This is a genomic window from Streptomyces uncialis, assembly GCF_036250755.1.
GTDB lineage: Bacteria > Actinomycetota > Actinomycetes > Streptomycetales > Streptomycetaceae > Streptomyces > Streptomyces uncialis.
This window is the reverse complement of the sequence record NZ_CP109583.1, coordinates 26,703-46,700: the sequence shown is the minus strand read 5'-3', so window position 1 is coordinate 46,700 and position 19,998 is coordinate 26,703. Positions and strand designations below refer to the sequence as shown.

The window sequence follows — 19,998 nt, the reverse complement described above, 5'->3', positions numbered from 1 at the left end:
TGGAACCGCACCGCCCTCGCCTCCGCACCTCTGCGGTTTCCCGGCCGGTACGACGACCCGGAAACCGGCCTCTGCTGCCACCGTCACTGCGACCCCATGACCGGTCGGTGCGCCGGCCCCGAACCGCTCGGCCTGGAAGCAGCTCCCGACCCGGCGGCCTGCGTCATCAACCCCCGCCCGTAGACGGACCCCGGAGACCTCATCGCCCGGGGACGCACGGAGAACGGCGGCTGGTACGGGCATGACCCCGGCCGGCGTACGGGCCGTTCCCGGCGGCGGCAGCATCCTCACCGCACCGGCCGAGGACCTCTCGCGACGTGGAGGGCAGATCGTCATGGACGCGGTTCGACCGGTCCGGGAGAGGTACGGGTTCGGGCCCGTCCCCGGCCGGAGCCCTCCCGTCGGAGCTCATTTGCTGAGGAATGTTCTCAAAATCCTTCTCCGGCTTTCTATGTATTGGATTGTCCGTGTTCGCGTCGACTCGACCCGTTCCCTCTCGGCTGAGTTGACGAACCATCAGATCTTTGGTCTGTCGTTCCAGGGCTGTCCGGTGAGGCGCGGCCGGATTTATCGTTCAGTCGGCATTACGTCTGCGGGTGAACGCCGGAGGGTCTGGTGGCGTGATTGCGATTCGCGGGCGAGAACGGAAATGATCATGCATCTGAAAGGCTCTTCAGGCTTGCGTCGATAAGGGTTGCCACCGGAAAGGCGAATCGCCGGGCTGCGGCATGTTCGCCGGCGGGAAGTCGGTTGATCAGCCGTGAGTTCGGGCGGGGGTCCGGGTGTTGCGCGGCCCAGGCCGGCCGGGTTCAGGCAACCTGATGAGGCCGGTCCCGGCCGGTCGGTATGTGATCGTTATTCGTGCTGCAGGGGAGTTGCGTGACGAACAGGTGCCTGTTTGTGTCGCAGGAAACCGGCAAAAGAATCAAAAGCTGACAGAGGGGGTGGCGTGCCGGTGGCCGCCCCGGCCGCTCGGCGGCCGGTCGATCGGTCAGCCGAAATCCCTCAGGCTAGGGCGACTCGGGTGCCGCATCGGGTCGTGCCGGGGGTGTTGCGCCGGTGATGGTGTTTACTGGTGCACGGTCTGAGCCTTGGTGGGTCCAGGCCCCTTTCTGGAGGCTCCGGGGGTGGTTCCCTGGAGCCTCCTTCTTTCTTTTCCGCCTGCTTTGTTTTTCCTTGCCGGGTGCGGCTTGCCGGAATGAACTCATCCGGGTTCGTGATCGTGCGTGCGGCCCCGGTGGGCGGAAAGCAATCCCGGTCGGACGTGTGGCGTGAATCACAGTGGGCATTCTTCTTCGTGATATCCCCTGCTGGTTGATTGCCCTCTTGATAGGGATTCTCATTCCCTGTCGTCGTGGTCTGCGTGCCGTGCTGGGGCGACTGGGAATTGCAGGGACAACGGAGTACCGTGACCCGGCATAGACACCCTCCGTTGCGCATCGGCCTTACCAGCCGGGGACCACACATGCGGAACGGACGGGCGCTGGACCCACCAACCCCCTCCGCCTGTACCACTGAAGGAGATCGGACCAGATGGTCACCGCCGTCGACCGCGGCGTCGCGGTGCGGGACGCCCGGACATCCCGGGCACCGCACACGGCCGCGATACCCGCGATACCCAGTCATCAGGACCGGCCGCCGTCCAGGGCTGCCGCGAGCGCGCCCACGGGACACGGGGCGGGGGCATAGCCGCATGTCGCCGCGGGTCGACGCGTTCAACACGACCGCCGTTCTCCAGGGCACGCAGCCCATGCCTCCCGGCAGTTTCCTCAACTGCCTTCCCCTCGCCGAATGGTCCGCCTTCGTCCAGGCATGGGGCCCGGACGCCCGCACCTACACCCAGGGCGAACAGCTGCCCCTCGGCCCCCACGACGGACACGTCTACATCATGCTGGGCGGCTGTGTCGTCCAGGAGCGTTTCCCCCTGGGCGCCGTCAGGAACGCCCCCAGGGTCGCCCGCTTCCGCGGGGTCGGTGAACTCCTCGGCGAGGCCAAACTCCTCCACCCCGCCTCCGCGGTCACCACGGTCTGCCTCAGCACCACCTGGGTGATGCCTTGCCCTGTGCAGCGCGTCACCGCCCTCCTCAGGCGGCGGCACCTCGCCCAGACGGCCCTGCTCCAGAGCCTCGAAGCCCGGTTCCGCAGCGACGAGTTGATCTACTGCACCGCCTACCGGCCGCCCGTGCACCGCGTCGGCACGCTTCTGCTGCACCTCGCCGCGACCGCCGGCACGACGGACCCTGGCGAACCCGGGCCCGTCACCATCATGGGACCCCGTCAGAAAGACATCGCCGACGCTCTCCTCATGGGAACGTCCACCGTCGAGAAGGCCGTCAGGGAGCTCCGCGGCCATGGCGTGATCCACAGCAAGTACCGGCAGCTCGTCGTCACGGACGCCACCAGGCTCCAGCGCATCCTCGCGTCCGGGCCGAACCCGCCGGCCCCTGCCCCGCCGGCGTGACATCCCTCCCGAACCACCGAACGTGCACCGGCAGCGCCGCACGCCCGGCACCGCGCGCCCTACGAACGGAACACCCGCAATGCCCGCCAACCCCACCAGCCTGGCCGCAGGCGCCGACACCGCATCCCTCACCCTCGGTGCACTGATCGGAATCGTGACACTGACGATATCCGTCCTCACCTACCGCCATGGCCTCAGGCTCTACCGCTGGAACCGCGACAACCGGAGAGCCGACCAGAACGCACAAGACCTCACCGACGTCGACGCCTATCTCCGGCAAGCCCAGCAGAAGCTGTGTGAACTCGCCCAAACGCCCTCCAGCGTGGACGACTTCGCCCCCTTGCGCCCCTTACGTCATCTCATCAGCAACTCCGCGGACCAATTGGACGCGATCAGCGCAGAACTCAGAGAAGTGGTCCAACGCTTCGACTCCTACCTCGCGACAGAACTCACCGCTCCCGGTGTCGGGGATCAGCGGCTCCAGCTCCGGCGGGCGATGCAGCAGGAGTACGCCCGCACGCAACTCCAGGCCGTCATCACGAAGGCCCAGCAGACGAGCCGCACGCTCCGCCGCGTCTGACCGGCCGGAGCGGCCGGAGTGGCCGGTGCCCAGGCAGCACCTTCTGCGGGTCGGTCACAGGCCGGCAGTGATGCCGTGGTGCCGGTGATGTGCCGGGTGATGTGCCGGATGCCGCCGGGCCGGACCTGGGCCCGTACTCCCCGATGGCGCGTCCGTCGGGTGTCCGGATGGGTTCGTGGACGCTGTCCGGGCCGGCGGACCTGTTTCACCCTGAGAGCCGGGGCGGCGGTGTCCGGCGGGAAGGCCGGGGACGAAGGCCGTGCGCACCACCCGGCGGACGTGGGCGGGCTGTGCTGGGTGAGGTGGTCCAGGTCAGCGGCGAAGCGGGGCACAACCTCGTACGTGGGCACAGCGGTTCACCCCGGGGGAGGGGGAGCATGGAGTCCCCGGTCGCGGTGGCCGGGGGCGGTGGGTGTTCCGCTCGGGTCGGGGCGGGCGTCGGCGGCGTGGTCGGGGCGGGGTGCCTTCAGCCGCCTGGTGGGGGGTGGCGTGCGTGGGTGATCAGCCCGGAGATCGCCGGGGCCCTTGCCGTAGTGGTGGCTGCCACGGCTGACGCCCGCCGTCGGCCCGGTCTCCCCCTTGCCCCCGACCCAGCCCCGGCCCCCGGCCCCGCCGTCGGTACCGGACCGCGGACCGCCCCCGCATCCGATGCGCCGCCGCTGCCCCGGCCGCAGGGGCGGCGGCATGGTCCCGGGCCCGGCTGCCAGGACATCCGCACAGAACGCTGAACCCGGCGAACCGCCCTCTGCGGGCGGAGTCCGTGACGTGGGGCATCCGCTGCGGTTGGGGATGCCGCCGCCGCCGCCGGCGATGCGAAGCGGGCCGCCGGTCGGCGCGTTCCCCGCGCCGGGCAGGGGGGTCAGCTGAAGCGGCCCAGGTGTTCGTGGAGGAACGCGTCCAGGGTGCGGGGATCGCGGCCGAGGATCCGGGCGACCGTGTCGGTGGGTGACTCCGGGTGGGACACGGCCAGTTGCTGGATCTCCACGACATGTGCGGCGAGCCACGGGGGCATGTGTGCGTGGTGGACGAGGTTCTCCCGCAGTTCGTGCGGGGCCAGGTCCACGTAGCGGACCGGGCGGCCGAGCATGCGGGTCAGGGTCGCGGCGAGTCCGCCGTAGCCGACCGCCTCGTTCCCGGTGAGCACGTAGGTGCCGCCCGCGAGGTCGGCGCGCGTCAGTGCTGCGGCGGCGACGTCACCGATGTCGCGGCAGTCGATCCAGTTGCAGGGGGCGTCCCGCATCGCGCCCAGGATGATCCTCCGCGCGGCCACGGCCGGGGCCAGGAGCAGCAGGTTCTGCATGAACGCGTAGGGGCGGAGCAGGGTGTGGGTGAGGCCGGACGCGCGCAGGTGTTCCTCGACGGCGTGGTGGCCGCGGGAGAGGGTGACGGGGGAGTCCGCCGCGGCGACCGGGTCGGAGATCTTGACGATGTGTTCGATGCCGCTGCCGGCGGCCGTGTCGACGACACGCTTTTCGAGCTCGACCTGCGCCGGGCCGTTGGCCATGGCGAGGAAGAGCTGCCGGGCGCCCCTGAACGCGGCGCGCAGCGAGTCGGTGTCCGAGGCGTCGGCGGGCAGGACCTCGACCAGGTCTCCGGCCGGGGCGCCGAGGCGGGCCCGCAGCCGGTCCGGGTCGCGGGTCAGCGCCCTGCTCGGCACGCCCGAGGCGGCGAGGCTGCGCAGCAGTGCGCCGCCGGTGGTTCCGGACGCTCCCATGATGACGATCACTGTGTGCCTTTCGGTCGTCCCCCCCCCGGGCAACCGCGGGGGGTTGCCCGTCGGCGGGGGTCTGTCTGTCGATGTGTGTGCCGGCCGTCGATGTGCGCCAGCCGGCGGGCTGCTCCCCGGCGCGGGCAGTGCGCGGGTACCGGGAGTGCGGGCCGGGGCTGTCCTGGCTGCGGGCGCTAGGGCTGTCCTGGCTGTGATCGCCGGGCCCCGCGCCAGCGCCAGCTCACGACGGTCGCGGCGAGGGCCGCGGATACCGGCAGATCGAGCCGGAGCCGGGTGAGCCACCGGGTGTCGGGCACGCCGGTGTGCGCGGGCAGCCACCGGGAGGCGAACCATCCGACGAGGCCGGCGATCACGGCCGCGCCGACGGCGAGCAGCGCGGCCAGGACGACGCGGGGAAGGGCCACGGTCCACGGGCGCGGCCCCTCGCGGCGTTGCAGCCAGGTGCCGATCAGCAACGCCACCACGGCCGAGGTGCCGGCGATGGACGTGACCGCCGCCACCGCCAGCCCGGCCTGCCCGCCGGCGACCCCGCCGGCGCCGGCCGTCAGCGCGGGCGCCAGGTAGGCGACCAGCACCTCACGCCACAGGACGAAGGGACGAGCGCCGCGACGGCCGCCGCCGGTGCTGCTTCCTCGGGCGGTGACCTCTGTTCCGCTTGCGCATGGGACCGGCGGGCCGGGTCCGGACATGAGAGACCAACTCCCCATATTGATTAGGTGGCTAATTACTAGGTTGTGGAAAGGCGCCCGCGCACGGGCGGGGCAGCCGGCTCACGATGCGGAGCGGTTCTCCGGGGTGACGCACGAGGGAGCGCGGCCGGACATGTGGCCGGACACGCGGCCGGAGGGAACGGCTGCTCGGACTACTCCGCGGTCAAGGCGCTGATTCCGCGTACGACCCGCGAGAGGAGATCCAGGAACACCGCGCGCTCACCGACGGTGAGCTCACCCACCATCTCCTGAAGGCGGGCGAAATGTTCGGGCGCCATCTCGCGCAACCGCTGCGCACCGCGGGCGGTCAGGACCACCACGGCGCCCCGCCCGTCCTCCGCGGACGGACGCCGGGCGACCAGACCCTCCCGCTCCAGCCCGTCGACCAGGCCGGTCACCGTGGCGCGCGAGACGCCGAGATCGGCCGCCAGGCGGGAGGGTGATTTCTCCCCGTCGTGATCCTCCAGATCCGCGAGCAGCCGGTACCGCCCGGTCGACAGCCCGTACCTCGCGAAGTGGACCTCGGTCGCCCTGCCGAGCCGCGCCCCCGCCGAGATCAGCCGCACCGCCACGAGCACGGCCTGCGGGTCGGCCCCGAGACCGTAGTGCTCCAGCTGCCGCCGGGCCTGGTCCAGTGAGGGTGACTCGTGATCGGTCCCGTCCGCTGCCATGCAAGTAATATGGCAGCTAACTACATGACGGTCAAGCGACGGCCCCACCCACCGCCACATGACCACCGCAAGCCAACCCCGGCCCGCAGGCCGACCGACCCGCACCGGCACCGAACACCCCCGGCCCAGACCGTCCGCCGAGGACCCAGGCACCCCCACCCCGCCGGACGACCGCTCCGCCGACCAGGCCCCCGCCCCCCACTCCCGCCGGCCCACTGCTCCCAGGAAGACCCGCCGCACCCCGGCCCGGGCCCGGATCACCACCACCGCCGACTTCGCCCGGCCCGACCGCTGGTTCATCGCCGGGACCGACGGCGAACCCCTGCGGGAACCGACCCGCCAAGAACGCACCCGCATCACGGGCCTCGCCGTGCACAACGCGATCCGCACCGCCCGCACCGCACCCGCTCCCGCGCGGGGCGGAGCCCCGGCCGCGCCCACTCCGGCCACCGAGTGTTCCAGCTGGTCAGCATGCGCCCCGAACGACTACAGGGCCGTTTGGGAAAAGTGTTGGCCCACGGCATCCGCGCTCACCCCTCCTGACGCGTGCAGGAGGTGAGGGCGCAAGCCCTCATCCAACGAGTCGTCATGAGGGGAGGCCGGTCAGTGAGCTGGCTGGACTGGATGGGAGCGGGCGGGATGTCGGTCCCGGTTCTGCTCCTGGTGTACTACGTGCTGTGCTGTACCAGGAGTGCCGCAGGGATGTGCCTGAAGGCGTTCCTTGTGGCCCGCGCGGAGCGCGAGCAGCGCGCGACGATGATCGCGATGGCTGCGGCGCTGCCGCAGCCCGTTTCGAGGAAGGACAGCCGGTCTGGCTGTTCTGCAAGCACTCCGAGCCGGGCCACTGGGTGATCGCCTCTCGGGAGGCTGTGTGAGCGAGGCCGACCAGGGCACGGACTTCGAGGCGTTCGTCCTTGAGACCAGCGCGGTGTTCTTCCGCGTAGCCCGGGCCGAAGCGGGAGACCTGCACAGTGCCGAAGATGCTGTGCAGGTCGCCTATATGCGCATGTTCAGGTCGTGGGAAAAGATCGTCGCGCGGTCTGGCAGCCGGGCCGCGTACGGCAGCCTTGCGGTCAAGCATGCGGTCATCGACCAGTTCCGGCGCAACCAGCGTATGTTCCCTGCCCCGTTGCAGGAGCTGCCCGAACAGGAGTCCTGGATCGGCATTCCTGGTGCTCCGAGCTCTGCCTGGTGCCGCATAGGAAAAGGTTCGCCCCGTCGGCGGCCTTGCGTAGGTGTTCGGCGGTCCCGGTGCCTCATGGCCTTGGGGACGTTCCGGCGCAGCGACGGCCGCCGCTGTGTCATAGCTCCCGGCGCATGCAGCCCCGAGGCCATCGGTCCAAACCATGCGCCGCTTCGCGCTCACGGATCTTCCGCAGCCCAAGGGCGAGCCTGCCGTGGTCCAGGAGGTGGAAGCCGCAGCGCGCGTAGTAGGGGGCGTTCCACGGGACCTGGGTGAACGTGGTGAGGGTCAGGGCGGGTGCCCCCTCGCTCCTGGCGTGATTCGCCAGATGGTCCAGCAGTAGCCGACCGACCCCGCGGCGTGCGCTGTCCGGGTGCACCGAGACCTGTTCGACATGGAGGTTGCCGTCGACACGGTCGGCGATCAGGTAAGCGACCGGGATGTCGGTGTCGTTGACCGCAACCCAGGCAAGCCCGGCCTGCGGATATCGGGCGAGCTCTCCGAGCGGGAGCGGTTCGTCGTCGGCGATCTCCGGCATGCCGATGTCGCGGAAGCACTGACCGGCGGCCCGCTCGATGTCTTGCAGGTGAGGCAACTCGTCCAGACGCACGGCTCGAATATGCATGGGCGCATTTTCCAGGACCCGCCTGACGAGGTCATCGGAACAAGCTCGCACGCCGCCGCTCACCGCTCGACCTCGCACGTCACCACGTGGGCGAACGTTGTCTGATGCGGCACAGCCGGGGCCGGAGCCAGAGGAGGTCGCGGCCGAGCTGGAGCCCGAGAACGTCGGGCTCTTCCGGATGGACCTGGACGACCCGGAAGGCGAGGACGTCCGCTACGCCTCCGTCGGCCGGCTCTCCCTCACCTAACGGGCGAACAGACCCTGCGCCGTCTGTCGGTCCTCACCATCACCCGGCTCGGATAGCCACTCGTGACAACGCCCTGACCCCGGCATCGCGGGCCACCCGTTGCCCTCCGGGAGGCACGTCTCGCTGGTTGGCTCGGCTCCCTGGAGGAACCCCGAGCGGGGGTTGATCAGTACCATCGCCCGGTGGGTGCCGAGCGCAGGCCGTGGCCCCATGCGTCGGTGTCTGGGCCATCGTTGGGTAAAGGGATGTGGCCGTCGACGAACACGCGGCGCCGGGTGCGGGTCCAGGGTGTCCCGGTGGCGCAGGGGTCGCGAGCGATCGTCCCGGTCATCTCCGGATAGTGGCGCTGCCGTTCGGCGTCCGGCAGGTGGGCGTCCCTGGCGAGCGGGATGTTCCTGGCGCACAGACCAGCACCGGGTACGGAATGGGACAGGCGCGAGCGGGCTCTTCGCCAGCGGAGTGTGGCCGGCTCATGTTCCACCCGCGCTTCCTGGCGTTGCGGCAGCCATGCCACAGCAGGTGCCCGGGTCCTTCGGAATAGTGAATGTATGCAAGAAGTACGCTATTAGTGCGTGTAAAGTTCGATTCATGCTAGAATCTTGGACAAGGAGGTGTTTCATGTCCGAGTTGTTTGACGCGGTCGACGCCCTGATCGCCGGGCAGTCCCCGCTCCCCCCGCCGGGCGAGCGGGAGCGGCTACGCAAGGCGCACGGCCTCACCCAGGAGCAAGTGGCCAGCGCGCTGAAGGTGCGCAGGCCCACGATCGTGTCGTGGGAGTCCGGGAAGACCGAACCGCGCCCGCCGCAGCGGGAGGCATACGCGCGCCTGCTGGAGAAGCTGTCCGAGCTCTACCCCGCCACACCCGCGCCCGTTCCGGCCGCCGCTGCTCCGTCGCCGGTGCCCGGGACGTTCACCGGTTCCACCGCGCCGGTGCGGCGCGAGGCCGGGTCCGCCGGACCGCGGACCCTGTCCACAGGCGCGGCGCCGGATGCTGTGGCCATGACTGCTGAACAGAACAACCAGCAGCCTCCCGTCGTCCGCACCGCGACGTCCCACCCGGGAGTCACCACCAGGCCGTCGGCGTCGAGGCATCCGGCCGCGAAGAAGGCCACGGCCAGGCCCGCTGCCGCTCCGGCCGTGGCCGATCCGCGCTTCGGGAACGGCCCGCTCGCGGTCGTCGACGTCGACACCGGCGGACAGGTGTTCGCGTACTGCGTCGGGGGCCTGGTCCTCGATGTCCCCGCGAAGTCGATCCCGGCCGTGGTGGACTGGACCCTTCGCGAGGCGAAGCTCGGCGCGCCGAAGCTGTCCGGGCCGGGGAAGAGCGCGGACCCGCTGCTCGTGCTCACCGAGGCCGCGTGTGAGCGCTTCGGCCTCCCGGCCGCGCTCACCGGGGAGGAGGAGCTCGCCGGCAGGTTGCCGGAGGGCCACAAGGTCATCAAGCAGTTGGTCCGCGCGGAGTGGAAGCTGACGAAGAGGGGCTTCGGTCCGTGGGCGCGGATCTACCGCCCCGTGACCGGTTCGGAGCGGGCCTGCGTCCAGCTGTGCATCCCGTCGTGGCACGCGCTCGACGCCCGGCACTGGGGCGACGCCGCCCAGTTGCCGCCCGCCGAACTCGCCCGGCTCCTGGGCACGTACGCGGGCCGGGTGATGACGCCGCGCGGCTCTACCGCCGTGACCGGCCTGGAGCTGATGACCGCGCTGCACCCGCCGACGCGCGCCTCCGAGCCCGGCATCGACGGCAAGCGGCACTCCGAGCACAACCCCGGCAGCCTGGGCAAGGACCCGGTCGATCCGGCGCCGTGCGAGGCCCCCGACGGCCACCCCCTCCTCACGGACCTGCCGCGCTTCCATGTCCGCGGCCCTGCGGAGAAGCTGTTCGAGGAGGCGTACGACTGGGCGCGCCCGCTCACCGACGGTGAATGCACCAAGCGGCACCTGGTGGGCCTGGACGTGAACATGGCCTTCGCCGCCGGTGCGAACGGCGTGCCGGTGGGCCTGGGCGCGCCGACGCATGTCGTGGACCCGGTGTTCGATCCGAAGCTCCCGGGCTCGTGGCTGGTGGATCTGTCGCACGTCGATCTGTCGCGGGTGAAGGCCGGGAAGGAGTGGGTGGAGCTGGACGGCGGCCTGCTGCCGTCCCCGTTCACGCCGAAGGGCGAGCGCCCGGAAGGGCCGGCCTGGTATGCGACGCCGACGGTGGCGTACGCCCAGGAGCTCGGCTACGACGTCGCGCCAACCGAAGCGTGGGTGCGGTACGAGAACGGCCGCTACCTGGACGCCTGGTACCAGCGGCTGCGTGACGCCTACCTCGCCACGATGGCCGACCTCGGCGTCGACGCCGACCTCGCCCCGGGCGACTTCCTGACGGCGATGGACGGCTACAAGGCCCGCGACCCTCAGCTGGCGATCGTCGTCTCGGCGGTCAAGGCGACCGTCAAGGGCGGCCTGGGCAAGCTCCGCGAGCGCCCCCGCGGGGAGGGCTGGCGGCCGGGCGAGCCGTGGCGCGCCCTGTCCCGGCCGACGTGGCGCCCGGACATCCGGGCAGCGGTCATCTCCCGCACCCGGATCAACCTGCACCGCAAGATCGTGAAGCACGCGGCGTTCACCGGACAGTACCCGGTCGCGATCCTCTCCGACTGCGTCGTCTACGCCGCCGACGGCGAGAGCCCGCTCGACTTCCTGCCCTACCGGGAGGGCAAGCCGCTGCCCGGCGGCTTCAAGCTCGGCATCAACCCCGGCCTGGTCAAGCACGAGGGCACGCAGAGCGTGCTGTGGGGCGAGGGAGTCCGGGAGCAGTTCGACGCCCCGGAGCTCAACCTCGCCCGGTACATCAAGGACGGCACCGTCACCAACGCCGACAACGGGGAGTAGCGGGCGATGAGCATGTTCGGGGACAGTCTCGACAAGGCACTGGAGAAGACGTTCACCCGCCCCATGCCCAAGAGCGCGGGCGCGCGAATGCGGTACCTGGTCCGCCAGCACAAGGGCACCCGGGCTGTCGCCGCCCTGCTCGGCGTCTCCCAGCGCACCGTGGAGCGGTACGTGAACGACCAGATCAAAAAGCCCCGCAAGCAGCTCGCCGCCCGCCTGGAGCGCGAGGTGCGGTCCCGCTGGCAGCCGCAGATCAAGGAGAAGGCGAAGAAGACCGCGGCCACCACCGGGGGCATCGTCATCGACACCCGCGCCCGCCTCGGCTACACCGCACCGATCGGCTCCACCGACCAGGACCGCATCCGCCACCTCACCGTCGCCCTCCCCCCGCGGCACGCCGCGAAGATCTTCGAAGCCCGCGAACAAGGCGCCAGTGAGGACCGGCTGAAGGAGATCGCCGCCGAAGCACTCAAGGAGACCTACTTCCAGGACAACGGCCGCCGGGCCGGCGGCCTGGAGGAAGTCCGCTTCACCGACATCGAGCACCTCGACTTCCAGCTGTAGATCCCCCGACATCGCGACCGATGAGTCTGTGGTTCGCGGCCGGTCCAAGTTCGTGACACCTAAGGAAGGGACACGGTCATGTCGGAGCTTCTTGTCGACTTCATCACCTCTCTCGACGGCCATGCGTCGGGGGAGGGGTGGCCCGGGTTCTGGGGCCTGGAGGGCCCGGAGTACCTCGCATGGCTCGGGGAGCAGCCCGAGGCCACCTATCTGATGGGAGCGAACACCTACCGTCTGATGTCGGGTTTCGCCGCAGGCGAGGTCCCGGAGGGACAGGACGAGTTCAGGCCCGAGGAGGAGGCGTCCGTCGACGAGCTCACACGAGCGTCCAAGGTGGTGTTCTCCTCCTCGCTCGAGGTGCCACTGACGTGGGCCAACTCCTCGCTCGTCCGGGACGACGCCGTCGAGTCGGTCCGCGCCATGAAAGCGAGTGGCTCGGGGCTCCTGAGTACGATCGGCAGCCTCAGTCTGTGCCGGTCTCTGCTGAGTGCCGGACTTGTCGACCGCTTCCGTGTCGTGATGTTCCCGGTGATCACCGGGGCCACGGGCGAAGAACGCATCTACGACGGCTATCCGGACGTCGCCCTTGAGATGATCGAGCACCGTACTTTCGACGGCCGCATCCAGCTGGTCGAGTACAAACCTCGCGTACTTGAGCATCCGCCGCTCGGCACCCCTGTGTGATATCGCCCCGCCGGCACCGGCCTGGACGGCCGTCCGCCGACGTCGGCGGCCAGAACCCTGTCACCCCGCCCGCGTACGGCGTGACCTCCTTGCCGACCCTCCTGCTGTTCAAGGACGGAGCGGTGGTGGCCACCAGGATCGGAGCGGTCTCCCCAGGGCCGCTTCAGGAATTCCTGGACCTCAACCTCTGAACAGTCCTGCCCGGCAGAACCGTGCCCGTCAGCACGGCAGGGCCCGCCGGCTCCCCACCGTCGCCTGAGCGGGTGATCGAGCGGCGGTGGAGCTGAGGCGGAAGCCGGCCTGGCGAATGCCCGCCTCCCACTCCGGCCGCCCCTCCAGCGCCCCCGGACGGCGCAGGTTGGACAGCCACTGCCCCACTGGCCTGTCCAGCGCCGACGCCGACCGGGGAGCGCACGGAGTCCAGTGCTCCGCGAAGTACACCCGGGCCGCCGCCAGGTTCTCCTGGAACCGCTCATCCGCCAGCGACCACACCATGCCCAACTGTGCCAGCCGCCGGGCACGTTGGCCGGTCGTCCACCCGCCCCCGTACGCCCGCCGCTGCTCCGCCACCCACTGCCCCAGGGGAGTCGCGCCCGTCCGGTGTCCGTGTAGGTTCCCCCAGCATGAGCGAACGCAATCTGTGCCCTTCCTTCGTCTCCACCCGCCCCGAGGACTTGCAGCGATTCCGTGAGATGCCCACGGGGACCAACGAAGTGCCCGCCGTCATGGGTTGCGAGTACGAACCGGGTCACTCCGGCACGCACATCTACGGCGTTCAGGAGGAGATGTCTGCCTCAACCGATCAAGAAGGGGAGTTGGTAGCGGTCTACTGGTGGGCAGGATGGGGCGACGGGTCCGCGACTCCCTACACGATCAGCGTCATGGACCCCTGCCCTGAGTCGTACGGCTATGTTCCGGCCCTCGGGGAGGAAGGAATGTGCTGCCTGCCCCTCGATCACCCCGGCCCGCATAGCCCCGGGGGCGCTGCCTCCGAGTAGTTTCCCGTCACCCAACCGTCCCTGCCCCGGCCACGAACCGGGTGGGCACCCCCTCAGGGTTCCGGACGCGGAAGGCCCGATGTCGGTCCCGCTCCGTACTCTTGGCGCTCAGCCGTCTGGGCTACGGCCCGTGCTGGGTCTGGATCACGGGAAGCGGGACCCATAGTGACGTCGATCTACCTCGCCGCCGGTAGCCAGCCTGTCCCCGGGGCCTGCATCTCCGGGGGCGGCTTCCGTCTCCGGCCCTGGGCAGGCAGCCCTGGCAGAGGTGATGCGAACACCCCGGACACCGGCGCGAAGGAGGCGATCATTTCCGCCACCCGCGTCTTGACCCGGGTATGGGACTGAACGCGTCGGCCGCGCCCGGCGTCGAGCAGCGGGCCGAGCTGACGGTCGAAAGCGCCTGTCATCTTGCCGACGCCCTCACGCCCTCACGCCCACCGCCTGGAGCGCGGCGGCCGAGGACACGCTGGACGCGATCGACGTCCTCACGCCCACCGCCTGGAGCGCGGCGGCCGAGGACACGCTGGACGCGATCGACGTCCTCACCGCCGCCCTCTCCCAGATCAGCCCGGCCACCGCCGACGCGCGCCGTCGGCTCGGTCTCCCCCTCGACCCCGCCCCCCGAGCCTGCCGATGGGCTGGCCAGGCCCTTGCCGCACACCGGACTCCAGACCGCCCCCGCATCCGGGGCACCGCCGTTGCGCCGGCCGCAGGCGAGGCGGCCCAGCCTCCTACCGGCGCGGGGGTGTGCGGGACAGGCCCGGCCCCCGCCCGGTCGCCGACCCCACCTGCTGGCGGTATGGGCGGTGCGGACGTCGGAAATCCGGTCAAGAGTGGGCTCTCGGACGAATGCCCTCACTGTTCCGGTCACGGAAACCCGGCCGCCCTCGGGCTGTACTGCCGGAAGGTACACACGGGCCATGGACCGGGGATGCATCGGTATCTGGAGCCTGGCCTTCACCCACGGAGACCGCGGCGCGGCTCGTGAGGCGGCCGCAGAACTGGAGGAGCTGGGCTACGGCACGCTCTGGCTGGGCGGCAACCCGGGAGGCAATCCCCGCGGTGACCTCGTGACCACGGCCGAGCTGTTCGCCGCGACGAACCACGCCGTGGTGAGTCCCGCCTGTGTATCCATCTGGCACCAGCACGCCCTCGCTCTCGCGGCGGCGTATCACGCGCTGCCGGCGCGGACGCGGGACCGGCTGCTCCTCGGCCTCGGCGTGGGCCACCCCAGGGTCGACCAGGACTACCACCACCCGTACACGTCCCTCTACGACTACCTCGACGAGCTGGACGGCCTGCCCGCACCGGTTCCCCGGTCGGCCCGGCTGCTGTGCGCCCACGGCCCGCAGATGACGCGCCTGGCCGCCGCCCGTACCGCCGGTCTTCAGCCGCACCTCACGGACGCCGGCCACACCGCGTACACCCGCGAGGTCCTCGGCGACGGCCCGCTGCTGGCACCCTCGGTGTCGGTGGTGCTGGAGACGGACCCCGCCACGGCCCGCAACCCGACCCGCTCTGTGCTCGCTATGGGGAGTCTCGGCCAGAGCCCAGCAATCCCAGGGCCGAGCCCTCAAATCACGGGCCCCGGTGAGGATGTCGTGCCCGCCGATGCGTCGCCAGACGATGTGGGGCTGCCCGGGAACTATCGGCGGGCCGTACCCCCACGTCGCGCGCCCCGGACACCCGGTGCCCATGGACCAGGAGAATTCGTATACGCCCGGCGTGGTCCGTACGCGTTTCACGCGGAGCCCGGTACGGAAGGCGCGGCCGGTGTGGAGGTCGGGGACGAAGGCCGTGCGTACGACCCGGCGGAAGCGGTCGCGTTGGGCGGGGGTGTGCCGGTCCAGGTCGTGGGTGAAGCGGGTGGTGGTCTCGTACGTGGGCACGGTGTCCTCCGGGCAGCACGAAGCCCCCGGCGTTGCCGGGGGCCGTGGGTGTCTCGCTCGGGTCGGGGTTGGTGACGCTGTGGGGGCGGGGCTTCTTCAGCCCGTCGGGTGGGGGAGTGGCGCGTAGGCAAACGCGTGGTGGCGAAGGAATCTGATACTTGGCGTTTTAGAGGCTGGTGTGGCTGGTGTGGTGCTCGCCGCACAGCATTTGCATGGCCCGGCCGGTATCCGCCTGGCGGGCGTGACATGGCCGTCGGCTCCCGCCGGGCGGGATGGGCGGTGAAGTTCCGGTGAACTGTCCCGCCTCGCGGGATCGCGCTTTGGCGCAGGTCAGAGTGAGTGTTTCTGGGGGGATGTTGAGTGTCGCGAAGATTCAGAGGCGTAATGCGTGGCGGTACTTCGTGCGCGGAGTCGCGTTCGGGGATGGCCGCCTTCCGGTCGGTCAGTCGCTGAAGGACGCTCAGGAGCGGGCGGGGATCCCGCCGGGGGTGTGAGTGGGGGCGTGGCCTGGCGGGGTTGGGGCTGGCCGCGGGGGCGGTGGTGGGGGAGCGGGAGGTGGAGTTGGTGTTCGGGGGCTGCGGCATCCGGACGCGGACCGGCTGGAGCGGGAGGGCCTGGCCGGGGATGTCACCCCGGCCGCGGCGCGGTCTGCCACGGTTCTGGGCAGCCGGTCGAGGAGATCGAGCAGCGGGATCTGGTTCCGCTGCTCGGTTTGGAGTTCGTGTTCCGGCCGCAGGCGTCGCTGCTGCTGCTGCTGTGGGTGCTGGGCGACGAGGCGACGCGTCGGGTGATCGAGCGGGCGCACGAACGCGCGATCGCGAAGGTGTTGGAGTGGCTGGAGGATGAGGTCGCGGAGATCCGCTGGGCCTCCGGCAGGAAGCGGGCGAAGCCGCCGGGCCTGGTGGTGGTGGCATGGTGAGTCCGGCCCGCACGCCCTGGCGTGTGCGGGTTGGACCTGTCACCGATCCGGCCCGTGACCGCCGGAGGAACCCCGAGGATCCGATGACCACCACACCCACCACGCACACCCCGGCGGAGGCTGCCCGCGACAGCGAGCCCCACGGTGAGTCCTGCGGCGGACCCTGCTGCCGACCCCGCAGCCCCGGGCCGCCCCTTCACCGTTGCCGCTGGTCAGCCCACGTACTCACCCTCCCTGGCCGGTTGCAACTCCTCTTCTCCCCGCATGAATGTGCCGGGAGAAGCGTCCCGGCGTCGGAAGAAGACCGCGGCGAAGGCCGGAGCGGACATCCGCGGCCAAGCCCTGCTCACCCTCGCCCGGCTCCGCCTGGCCACACCCCTCCGACTCAAGACGCTGCTCCTGCCGCACCAGCAGGACACCGACTACATCCGTCTGGCGCTGCGGAACCTCCGCGCAGAATCCCCGGCCCTGGTCGGCCGGGCCCACCAGGCCCAGCAGAGCTACTGGTACTGCACCCCGGCAGGACTCGCCGAGGCCGCGGCCTCCGGTGAGCTCGCGCCGACGGCCGGCCGGGCGACGGGTAAGCGCGTCGCGTCCGGCAGGACGGGCCTGCGGGAGCACGGCCTCGCCCTGGTCGACACCGTCATCGACTTCCACCGGGCCGGGGCGGCCGGCCACGCCGACTGGCAGGCGGAAGTCGCCCACCCCACTCGCAGGCTGGTGAGAAGAGTCCAGGTCAGGGTATGAGAAGCTCCGCTCGACACGCCGTGGGGACGGCGTGAAGGGGAGGGACAGCATGTCGATCGATCCTGCGGATTTCGCGGCCCGTCTGCGGGCGGAACAGAACGCTCCGGACCGTGAGGAAAGGTTGCGCCGAGAGCGGGTAGCCCGTCGCCGCAAGACGCTGCTCGGAGCGGGCGCGGGGGTCCTGGCTCTCGGGGGCCTCGGTGTCTGGCTCGCAGACGCCACGGGTAAGCGGCCCGCGAACGAGCCCTACGCCCCCCGCATGCTGGCGGAGCACCTGTGGCCGGACGCGTGGCCGGCCACCACCAACATCCCCTTCCGGGGTTCACCCGCCGCCGCCTGGGAGCCCAGCTCCCACGGCATACGCATTCCCCAAGCCAAAGCCGTTGCCGGTCTGACTCTCCAAGAGGTCCACACCAGCCTCTGGTTGGTCAAGGACTTCCTTGTCGCCACCAACATCTCCAGCCGGACCCTCGCCGGCGCGAAGCCCGTCGAAGCACTGGACCTCCTGGCGCCGGGCGATCCGGTACGGCGGCAACTGGAAGCGGCGTACACCGACCCCGGCTCCGGACGGGAACCGCTCCGGTTCGTCACCCGGTTCGACCCGGACGAGGTGCGCTCACCGGAGGAAGAACTGATCAGGACCGACGGCACCATGACGTACGAGGCCGCACCGTCGGGCGAGCTGCTGGTGCGGGCCGACTACACCTTCGTCCACGCGCTGGTGAAGACGAGTGGAGCCAAGGAGATCAACGACCACGGCTACGAGGTCTCCAGGGTGATCGTCCACCGACAGCTCGACGTTCTCGTCCGAAACGGAAAGCTGCACCCGCAGACGCACTCGGCGGCGATAGTCAACGACGACTGCACCGCGCCGGCCGACGGATTCATCCACCCGCTCTTCCACGACGACCTCAAAAAGGCCGACAAGTGGGCAACGGTCGACCCCTATGCCGAGAAGAACCGCGTCGCCGCTGCGCCACCAGGCGCTTGTGTACGGCCGACCCGGACCTGACCTTCGGGCAGTGCACGACGCTCACGGCACGCCGTACGCCGTGAGAGCTGCTGAGCATTGAAGTCACCGCGTCGGCTCCCGGCCGCGTCCGGCCGCCTGCCCCGCGGTCGGCCGGGAGGGGCGATGGCGCGGGGGACACACGGCGCCGAAGGCGCCGTCGGTCGCCGCCGTTTCTCCCGGCAGTACCCGGTGGGCCACCTCACCCGTGGCACACCTCGCTCCTGCTCCGACGCCGTCGGCGGTGGGCGCTCAGGCAGGCGGTGTCTGCGGCGACGATGATTGCTCCGCGCATCGTTCTGGGGGGCGGCGTGGGCGTCTGAGCGGGTGGGTAGAGGGGGCGTACCGAGGGCTCTACGGCCAGGGGCGGCGCTCGCGAATCAGAAGACTCCGTCCAAGGGACGGCGACAGGCGAACATGCCACCTGGTGCTGACCGCTGTGGTGGCAAGTGATGTGGCCGTAGCATCGGCCTCATGACGGAAGCTGGCGCGGAAGCCTACTTACTGGTCTGGATGTACGAGCGCGTTATGGCAGGCGACGGAGACCTGGCCGGCACGGACGACATCCCCGAAGAATGGCGACGCGCCGCCCGTTTCAGGCTCCAGCGCGACCTGAACGAACTGGTCCGCCGGAGCCAGCTGGAACGGGTCTTCGTGCTACGCAAAGGCCACCTCTACCGGCTCACCCACGCCGGCCAGCTGGAGGCACGACGGCTCCTGCACCTGCGACGCGATCCCGAAGGGCGCCAGCAGCACGCCCGCAACGGTCTGATGTCAGTGGCCTCCCGCGCGTCCTACAGTCCCACCATCGAACTGGAGGCATTCCTCACGACACCCGAAGCGGTCATGCTCAGCGAGCACCTGTCACCCGACGAAGTCCGCGCAGCAGCGCTGTACATCGCGGAACAGGGCCTCGCTACCGTTCACGAAGGAGATGCTCAGCACCCCCTTCAAGCCCTCCTGACGCTGACTCAGGTAGGCATCCAATGTGCCGAGAGCCCACTGTCCGTGAAGGACTTCCTCATGCAGAACGGACACCATCCGACCTATACCACCAACATCCACGGCGGAACCGCCCAGGTCGGCTCCGGCAACACCCAGAACAACACCTTCGGCTTCGATCCCGCCCAGTTCGCCGACTTCGCCCGTCAGGTCCTCACCGCCGCACCTCGCGTCGACACCACCGACGAGCTCCGCGCACAGATCGTTCGCGACGCTGTGTTCCTCGAAGAGGAGAGCACCCGCCCAGCCCCTGAGCCAGGCCGTGTACGCCGCGCCCTGGAAGGGCTGACGGACACTCTTGTGCGACATTCCACCGACGGCCTCGCCCAGTACCTCTACGAAGCCGGACGCAACCTCCTTTCCTGACGGCTTGTCCCGTCCAGGACGTGGTGGCCCCGCTCTTGCCTGCCTGCTCCTGGACGCGGAGGGCTTGGATGTACAGAGGCTTGGCTGGTGGGCGGCGCGGAACGCCCAACCGGTCAGGAAGAGCCCCAAGCCACGGCGGCAACGGACCGGCGAGGTGGTGTGGGTTCGCACTTCTGACGTTCGGGAAGCGGCTCCTGGAGCGGTGCCGGGTTGGGGGGTGGGGTGGGTCCGACCGCCTCGACACCGTCCGCTGGCTCCTCACCGACCCCGCCTCGACCCGCCACCGCCCCACACTCGGCCCCGCCCCTGACTCCGAGTCCCAGCTCCCGGCCGACCCCGACGGCGCCGCGCACCGGCTCCCGCTGGACACGGGGGAGTGGGACATGCCCGGGTTCCGCTGCGCCACGACCGTGCCGATAGCGCCGTGTGGTGCCGGGCGCGTATCCACCCGGTCGTCGGACGAGGTGCGCGCCGCGGAGCACCCCGCCGAACTGATCCGGACCGCCCCTGTCGGAGGCAGCAGGGAAGGGGTTGCGCCGCCCGTCCGGGGCGGCGGCAGCGGGCCGCCCACCCCCCCTGAGATGCGGGGGAGGGCCCGGACGTTCACCGGGGCCGGGTGCTCCGGCCCGAATGTGCCCCTGGGCCCGCGCCTTCCGGCCAGCTTCGCCCCCGCGGCCAACCCGCACCACGGACTTCTCTGTTCTCCCAGAGTGAGTGGCGCCACACCGGCACCGTTC

Annotated in this window: 17 protein-coding genes and 1 pseudogene; 12 read left to right on the top strand and 6 right to left on the bottom strand. The window is 70.6% G+C overall.

The genetic code is table 11. From position 1 onward, the window contains the following. Positions 1-1,693: 1,693 nt before the first annotated feature. Together OG711_RS00195 and OG711_RS00190 are read left to right on the top strand one after the other, a co-directional pair. Positions 1,694-2,461: a Crp/Fnr family transcriptional regulator gene (locus tag OG711_RS00195; RefSeq protein ID WP_266503892.1), complete on the top strand. Its 768-nt coding sequence runs from the start codon at positions 1,694-1,696 to the stop codon at positions 2,459-2,461. A gap of 154 nt (positions 2,462-2,615) precedes the next feature. Beyond that, positions 2,616-3,041, top strand: a complete 426-nt coding sequence (locus OG711_RS00190) for a hypothetical protein (protein WP_329557963.1) — start codon at positions 2,616-2,618, stop codon at positions 3,039-3,041. 859 nt (positions 3,042-3,900) lie between these two features. Here OG711_RS00190 and OG711_RS00185 read toward each other — a convergent pair. The 3 genes from OG711_RS00185 to OG711_RS00175 form a co-directional block, all read right to left on the bottom strand. Next, the gene (locus OG711_RS00185; protein WP_329557962.1) at positions 3,901-4,755 is read right to left on the bottom strand and encodes an NmrA family NAD(P)-binding protein; all 855 of its coding nucleotides are present in this window, start codon (positions 4,753-4,755) and stop codon (positions 3,901-3,903) included. Between the two features lie 188 nt (positions 4,756-4,943). Further along, positions 4,944-5,345, bottom strand: coding sequence for a hypothetical protein (locus tag OG711_RS00180; RefSeq protein ID WP_266503885.1), 402 nt, complete (start codon positions 5,343-5,345; stop codon positions 4,944-4,946). 287 nt (positions 5,346-5,632) lie between these two features. Next, positions 5,633-6,151, bottom strand: coding sequence for a MarR family winged helix-turn-helix transcriptional regulator (locus OG711_RS00175; protein WP_329557961.1), 519 nt, complete (start codon positions 6,149-6,151; stop codon positions 5,633-5,635). Positions 6,152-7,022: 871 nt separating this feature from the next. On the opposite strand from OG711_RS00175, the pseudogene OG711_RS00170 reads away from it, so the two are divergent. Then, a pseudogene (locus tag OG711_RS00170) lies at positions 7,023-7,253 on the top strand (sigma factor); the annotation flags it as partial. Between the two features lie 199 nt (positions 7,254-7,452). Here the strand turns inward: OG711_RS00170 and OG711_RS00165 are convergent. Beyond that, complete coding sequence (locus OG711_RS00165; protein ID WP_329557960.1) at positions 7,453-7,959, bottom strand: GNAT family N-acetyltransferase; 507 nt, start codon at positions 7,957-7,959, stop codon at positions 7,453-7,455. 97 nt (positions 7,960-8,056) lie between these two features. Here OG711_RS00165 and OG711_RS00160 point away from each other — a divergent pair, with 97 nt between their 5' ends. From OG711_RS00160 to OG711_RS00145, 4 genes are all read left to right on the top strand, one after another. Continuing rightward, a complete protein-coding gene (locus tag OG711_RS00160; RefSeq protein ID WP_329557959.1) occupies positions 8,057-8,206 on the top strand; it encodes a hypothetical protein in 150 nt (49 codons plus the stop codon). Positions 8,207-8,824: 618 nt separating this feature from the next. Beyond that, complete coding sequence (gene tap / locus OG711_RS00155) at positions 8,825-11,080, top strand: telomere-associated protein Tap (RefSeq protein WP_329557958.1); 2,256 nt, start codon at positions 8,825-8,827, stop codon at positions 11,078-11,080. A gap of 6 nt (positions 11,081-11,086) precedes the next feature. After that, positions 11,087-11,644 (top strand): telomere-protecting terminal protein Tpg, encoded by a 558-nt coding sequence (gene tpg, locus OG711_RS00150; RefSeq protein WP_329557957.1) that lies wholly within the window; start codon positions 11,087-11,089, stop codon positions 11,642-11,644. A 78-nt stretch (positions 11,645-11,722) separates the two neighbouring features. Then, entirely contained in the window at positions 11,723-12,328 is a 606-nt protein-coding gene (locus tag OG711_RS00145; RefSeq protein ID WP_329557956.1) for a dihydrofolate reductase family protein, read from the top strand. A 219-nt stretch (positions 12,329-12,547) separates the two neighbouring features. Here the strand turns inward: OG711_RS00145 and OG711_RS39000 are convergent, their stop codons facing one another. Together OG711_RS39000 and OG711_RS00135 are read right to left on the bottom strand one after the other, a co-directional pair. Beyond that, entirely contained in the window at positions 12,548-12,823 is a 276-nt protein-coding gene (locus OG711_RS39000; RefSeq protein ID WP_405672479.1) for a helicase associated domain-containing protein, read from the bottom strand. Between the two features lie 926 nt (positions 12,824-13,749). Then, complete coding sequence (locus OG711_RS00135) at positions 13,750-13,875, bottom strand: hypothetical protein (RefSeq protein ID WP_329557955.1); 126 nt, start codon at positions 13,873-13,875, stop codon at positions 13,750-13,752. A gap of 374 nt (positions 13,876-14,249) precedes the next feature. Here OG711_RS00135 and OG711_RS00130 point away from each other — a divergent pair, with 374 nt between their 5' ends. The 5 genes from OG711_RS00130 (at position 14,250) to OG711_RS00110 (ending at position 19,261) form a co-directional block, all read left to right on the top strand. Next, positions 14,250-15,293 carry an LLM class oxidoreductase gene (locus OG711_RS00130; protein WP_329557954.1) on the top strand — a complete coding sequence of 348 codons (1,044 nt, stop codon included), beginning with the start codon at positions 14,250-14,252 and terminating at the stop codon, positions 15,291-15,293. A gap of 646 nt (positions 15,294-15,939) precedes the next feature. Continuing rightward, a complete protein-coding gene (locus tag OG711_RS00125) occupies positions 15,940-16,137 on the top strand; it encodes a relaxase domain-containing protein (RefSeq protein WP_329563538.1) in 198 nt (65 codons plus the stop codon). A 264-nt stretch (positions 16,138-16,401) separates the two neighbouring features. After that, positions 16,402-16,884: a hypothetical protein gene (locus OG711_RS00120; RefSeq protein ID WP_329557953.1), complete on the top strand. Its 483-nt coding sequence runs from the start codon at positions 16,402-16,404 to the stop codon at positions 16,882-16,884. Positions 16,885-16,933: 49 nt separating this feature from the next. After that, complete coding sequence (locus tag OG711_RS00115; RefSeq protein ID WP_329557952.1) at positions 16,934-17,896, top strand: hypothetical protein; 963 nt, start codon at positions 16,934-16,936, stop codon at positions 17,894-17,896. A gap of 471 nt (positions 17,897-18,367) precedes the next feature. Continuing rightward, positions 18,368-19,261: a hypothetical protein gene (locus tag OG711_RS00110; RefSeq protein WP_329557951.1), complete on the top strand. Its 894-nt coding sequence runs from the start codon at positions 18,368-18,370 to the stop codon at positions 19,259-19,261. The last annotated feature ends 737 nt before the right edge of the window (positions 19,262-19,998 follow it).

Excerpts from the sequence above, each read along its gene's own strand:
- OG711_RS00195 (WP_266503892.1), top strand. The coding sequence starts at position 1,694 with ATGTCGCCGCGGGTCGACGCGTTCAACACGACCGCCGTTCTCCAGGGC.
- OG711_RS00185 (WP_329557962.1), bottom strand. The coding sequence starts at position 4,755 with ATGGGAGCGTCCGGAACCACCGGCGGCGCACTGCTGCGCAGCCTCGCC.
- OG711_RS00175 (WP_329557961.1), bottom strand. The coding sequence starts at position 6,151 with ATGGCAGCGGACGGGACCGATCACGAGTCACCCTCACTGGACCAGGCC.
- OG711_RS00165 (WP_329557960.1), bottom strand. The coding sequence starts at position 7,959 with ATGCATATTCGAGCCGTGCGTCTGGACGAGTTGCCTCACCTGCAAGAC.
- tap (WP_329557958.1), top strand. The coding sequence starts at position 8,825 with ATGTCCGAGTTGTTTGACGCGGTCGACGCCCTGATCGCCGGGCAGTCC.
- tpg (WP_329557957.1), top strand. The coding sequence starts at position 11,087 with ATGAGCATGTTCGGGGACAGTCTCGACAAGGCACTGGAGAAGACGTTC.
- OG711_RS00145 (WP_329557956.1), top strand. The coding sequence starts at position 11,723 with ATGTCGGAGCTTCTTGTCGACTTCATCACCTCTCTCGACGGCCATGCG.
- OG711_RS39000 (WP_405672479.1), bottom strand. The coding sequence starts at position 12,823 with ATGGTGTGGTCGCTGGCGGATGAGCGGTTCCAGGAGAACCTGGCGGCG.
- OG711_RS00130 (WP_329557954.1), top strand. The coding sequence starts at position 14,250 with ATGGACCGGGGATGCATCGGTATCTGGAGCCTGGCCTTCACCCACGGA.
- OG711_RS00120 (WP_329557953.1), top strand. The coding sequence starts at position 16,402 with ATGAATGTGCCGGGAGAAGCGTCCCGGCGTCGGAAGAAGACCGCGGCG.
- OG711_RS00115 (WP_329557952.1), top strand. The coding sequence starts at position 16,934 with ATGTCGATCGATCCTGCGGATTTCGCGGCCCGTCTGCGGGCGGAACAG.
- OG711_RS00110 (WP_329557951.1), top strand. The coding sequence starts at position 18,368 with ATGACGGAAGCTGGCGCGGAAGCCTACTTACTGGTCTGGATGTACGAG.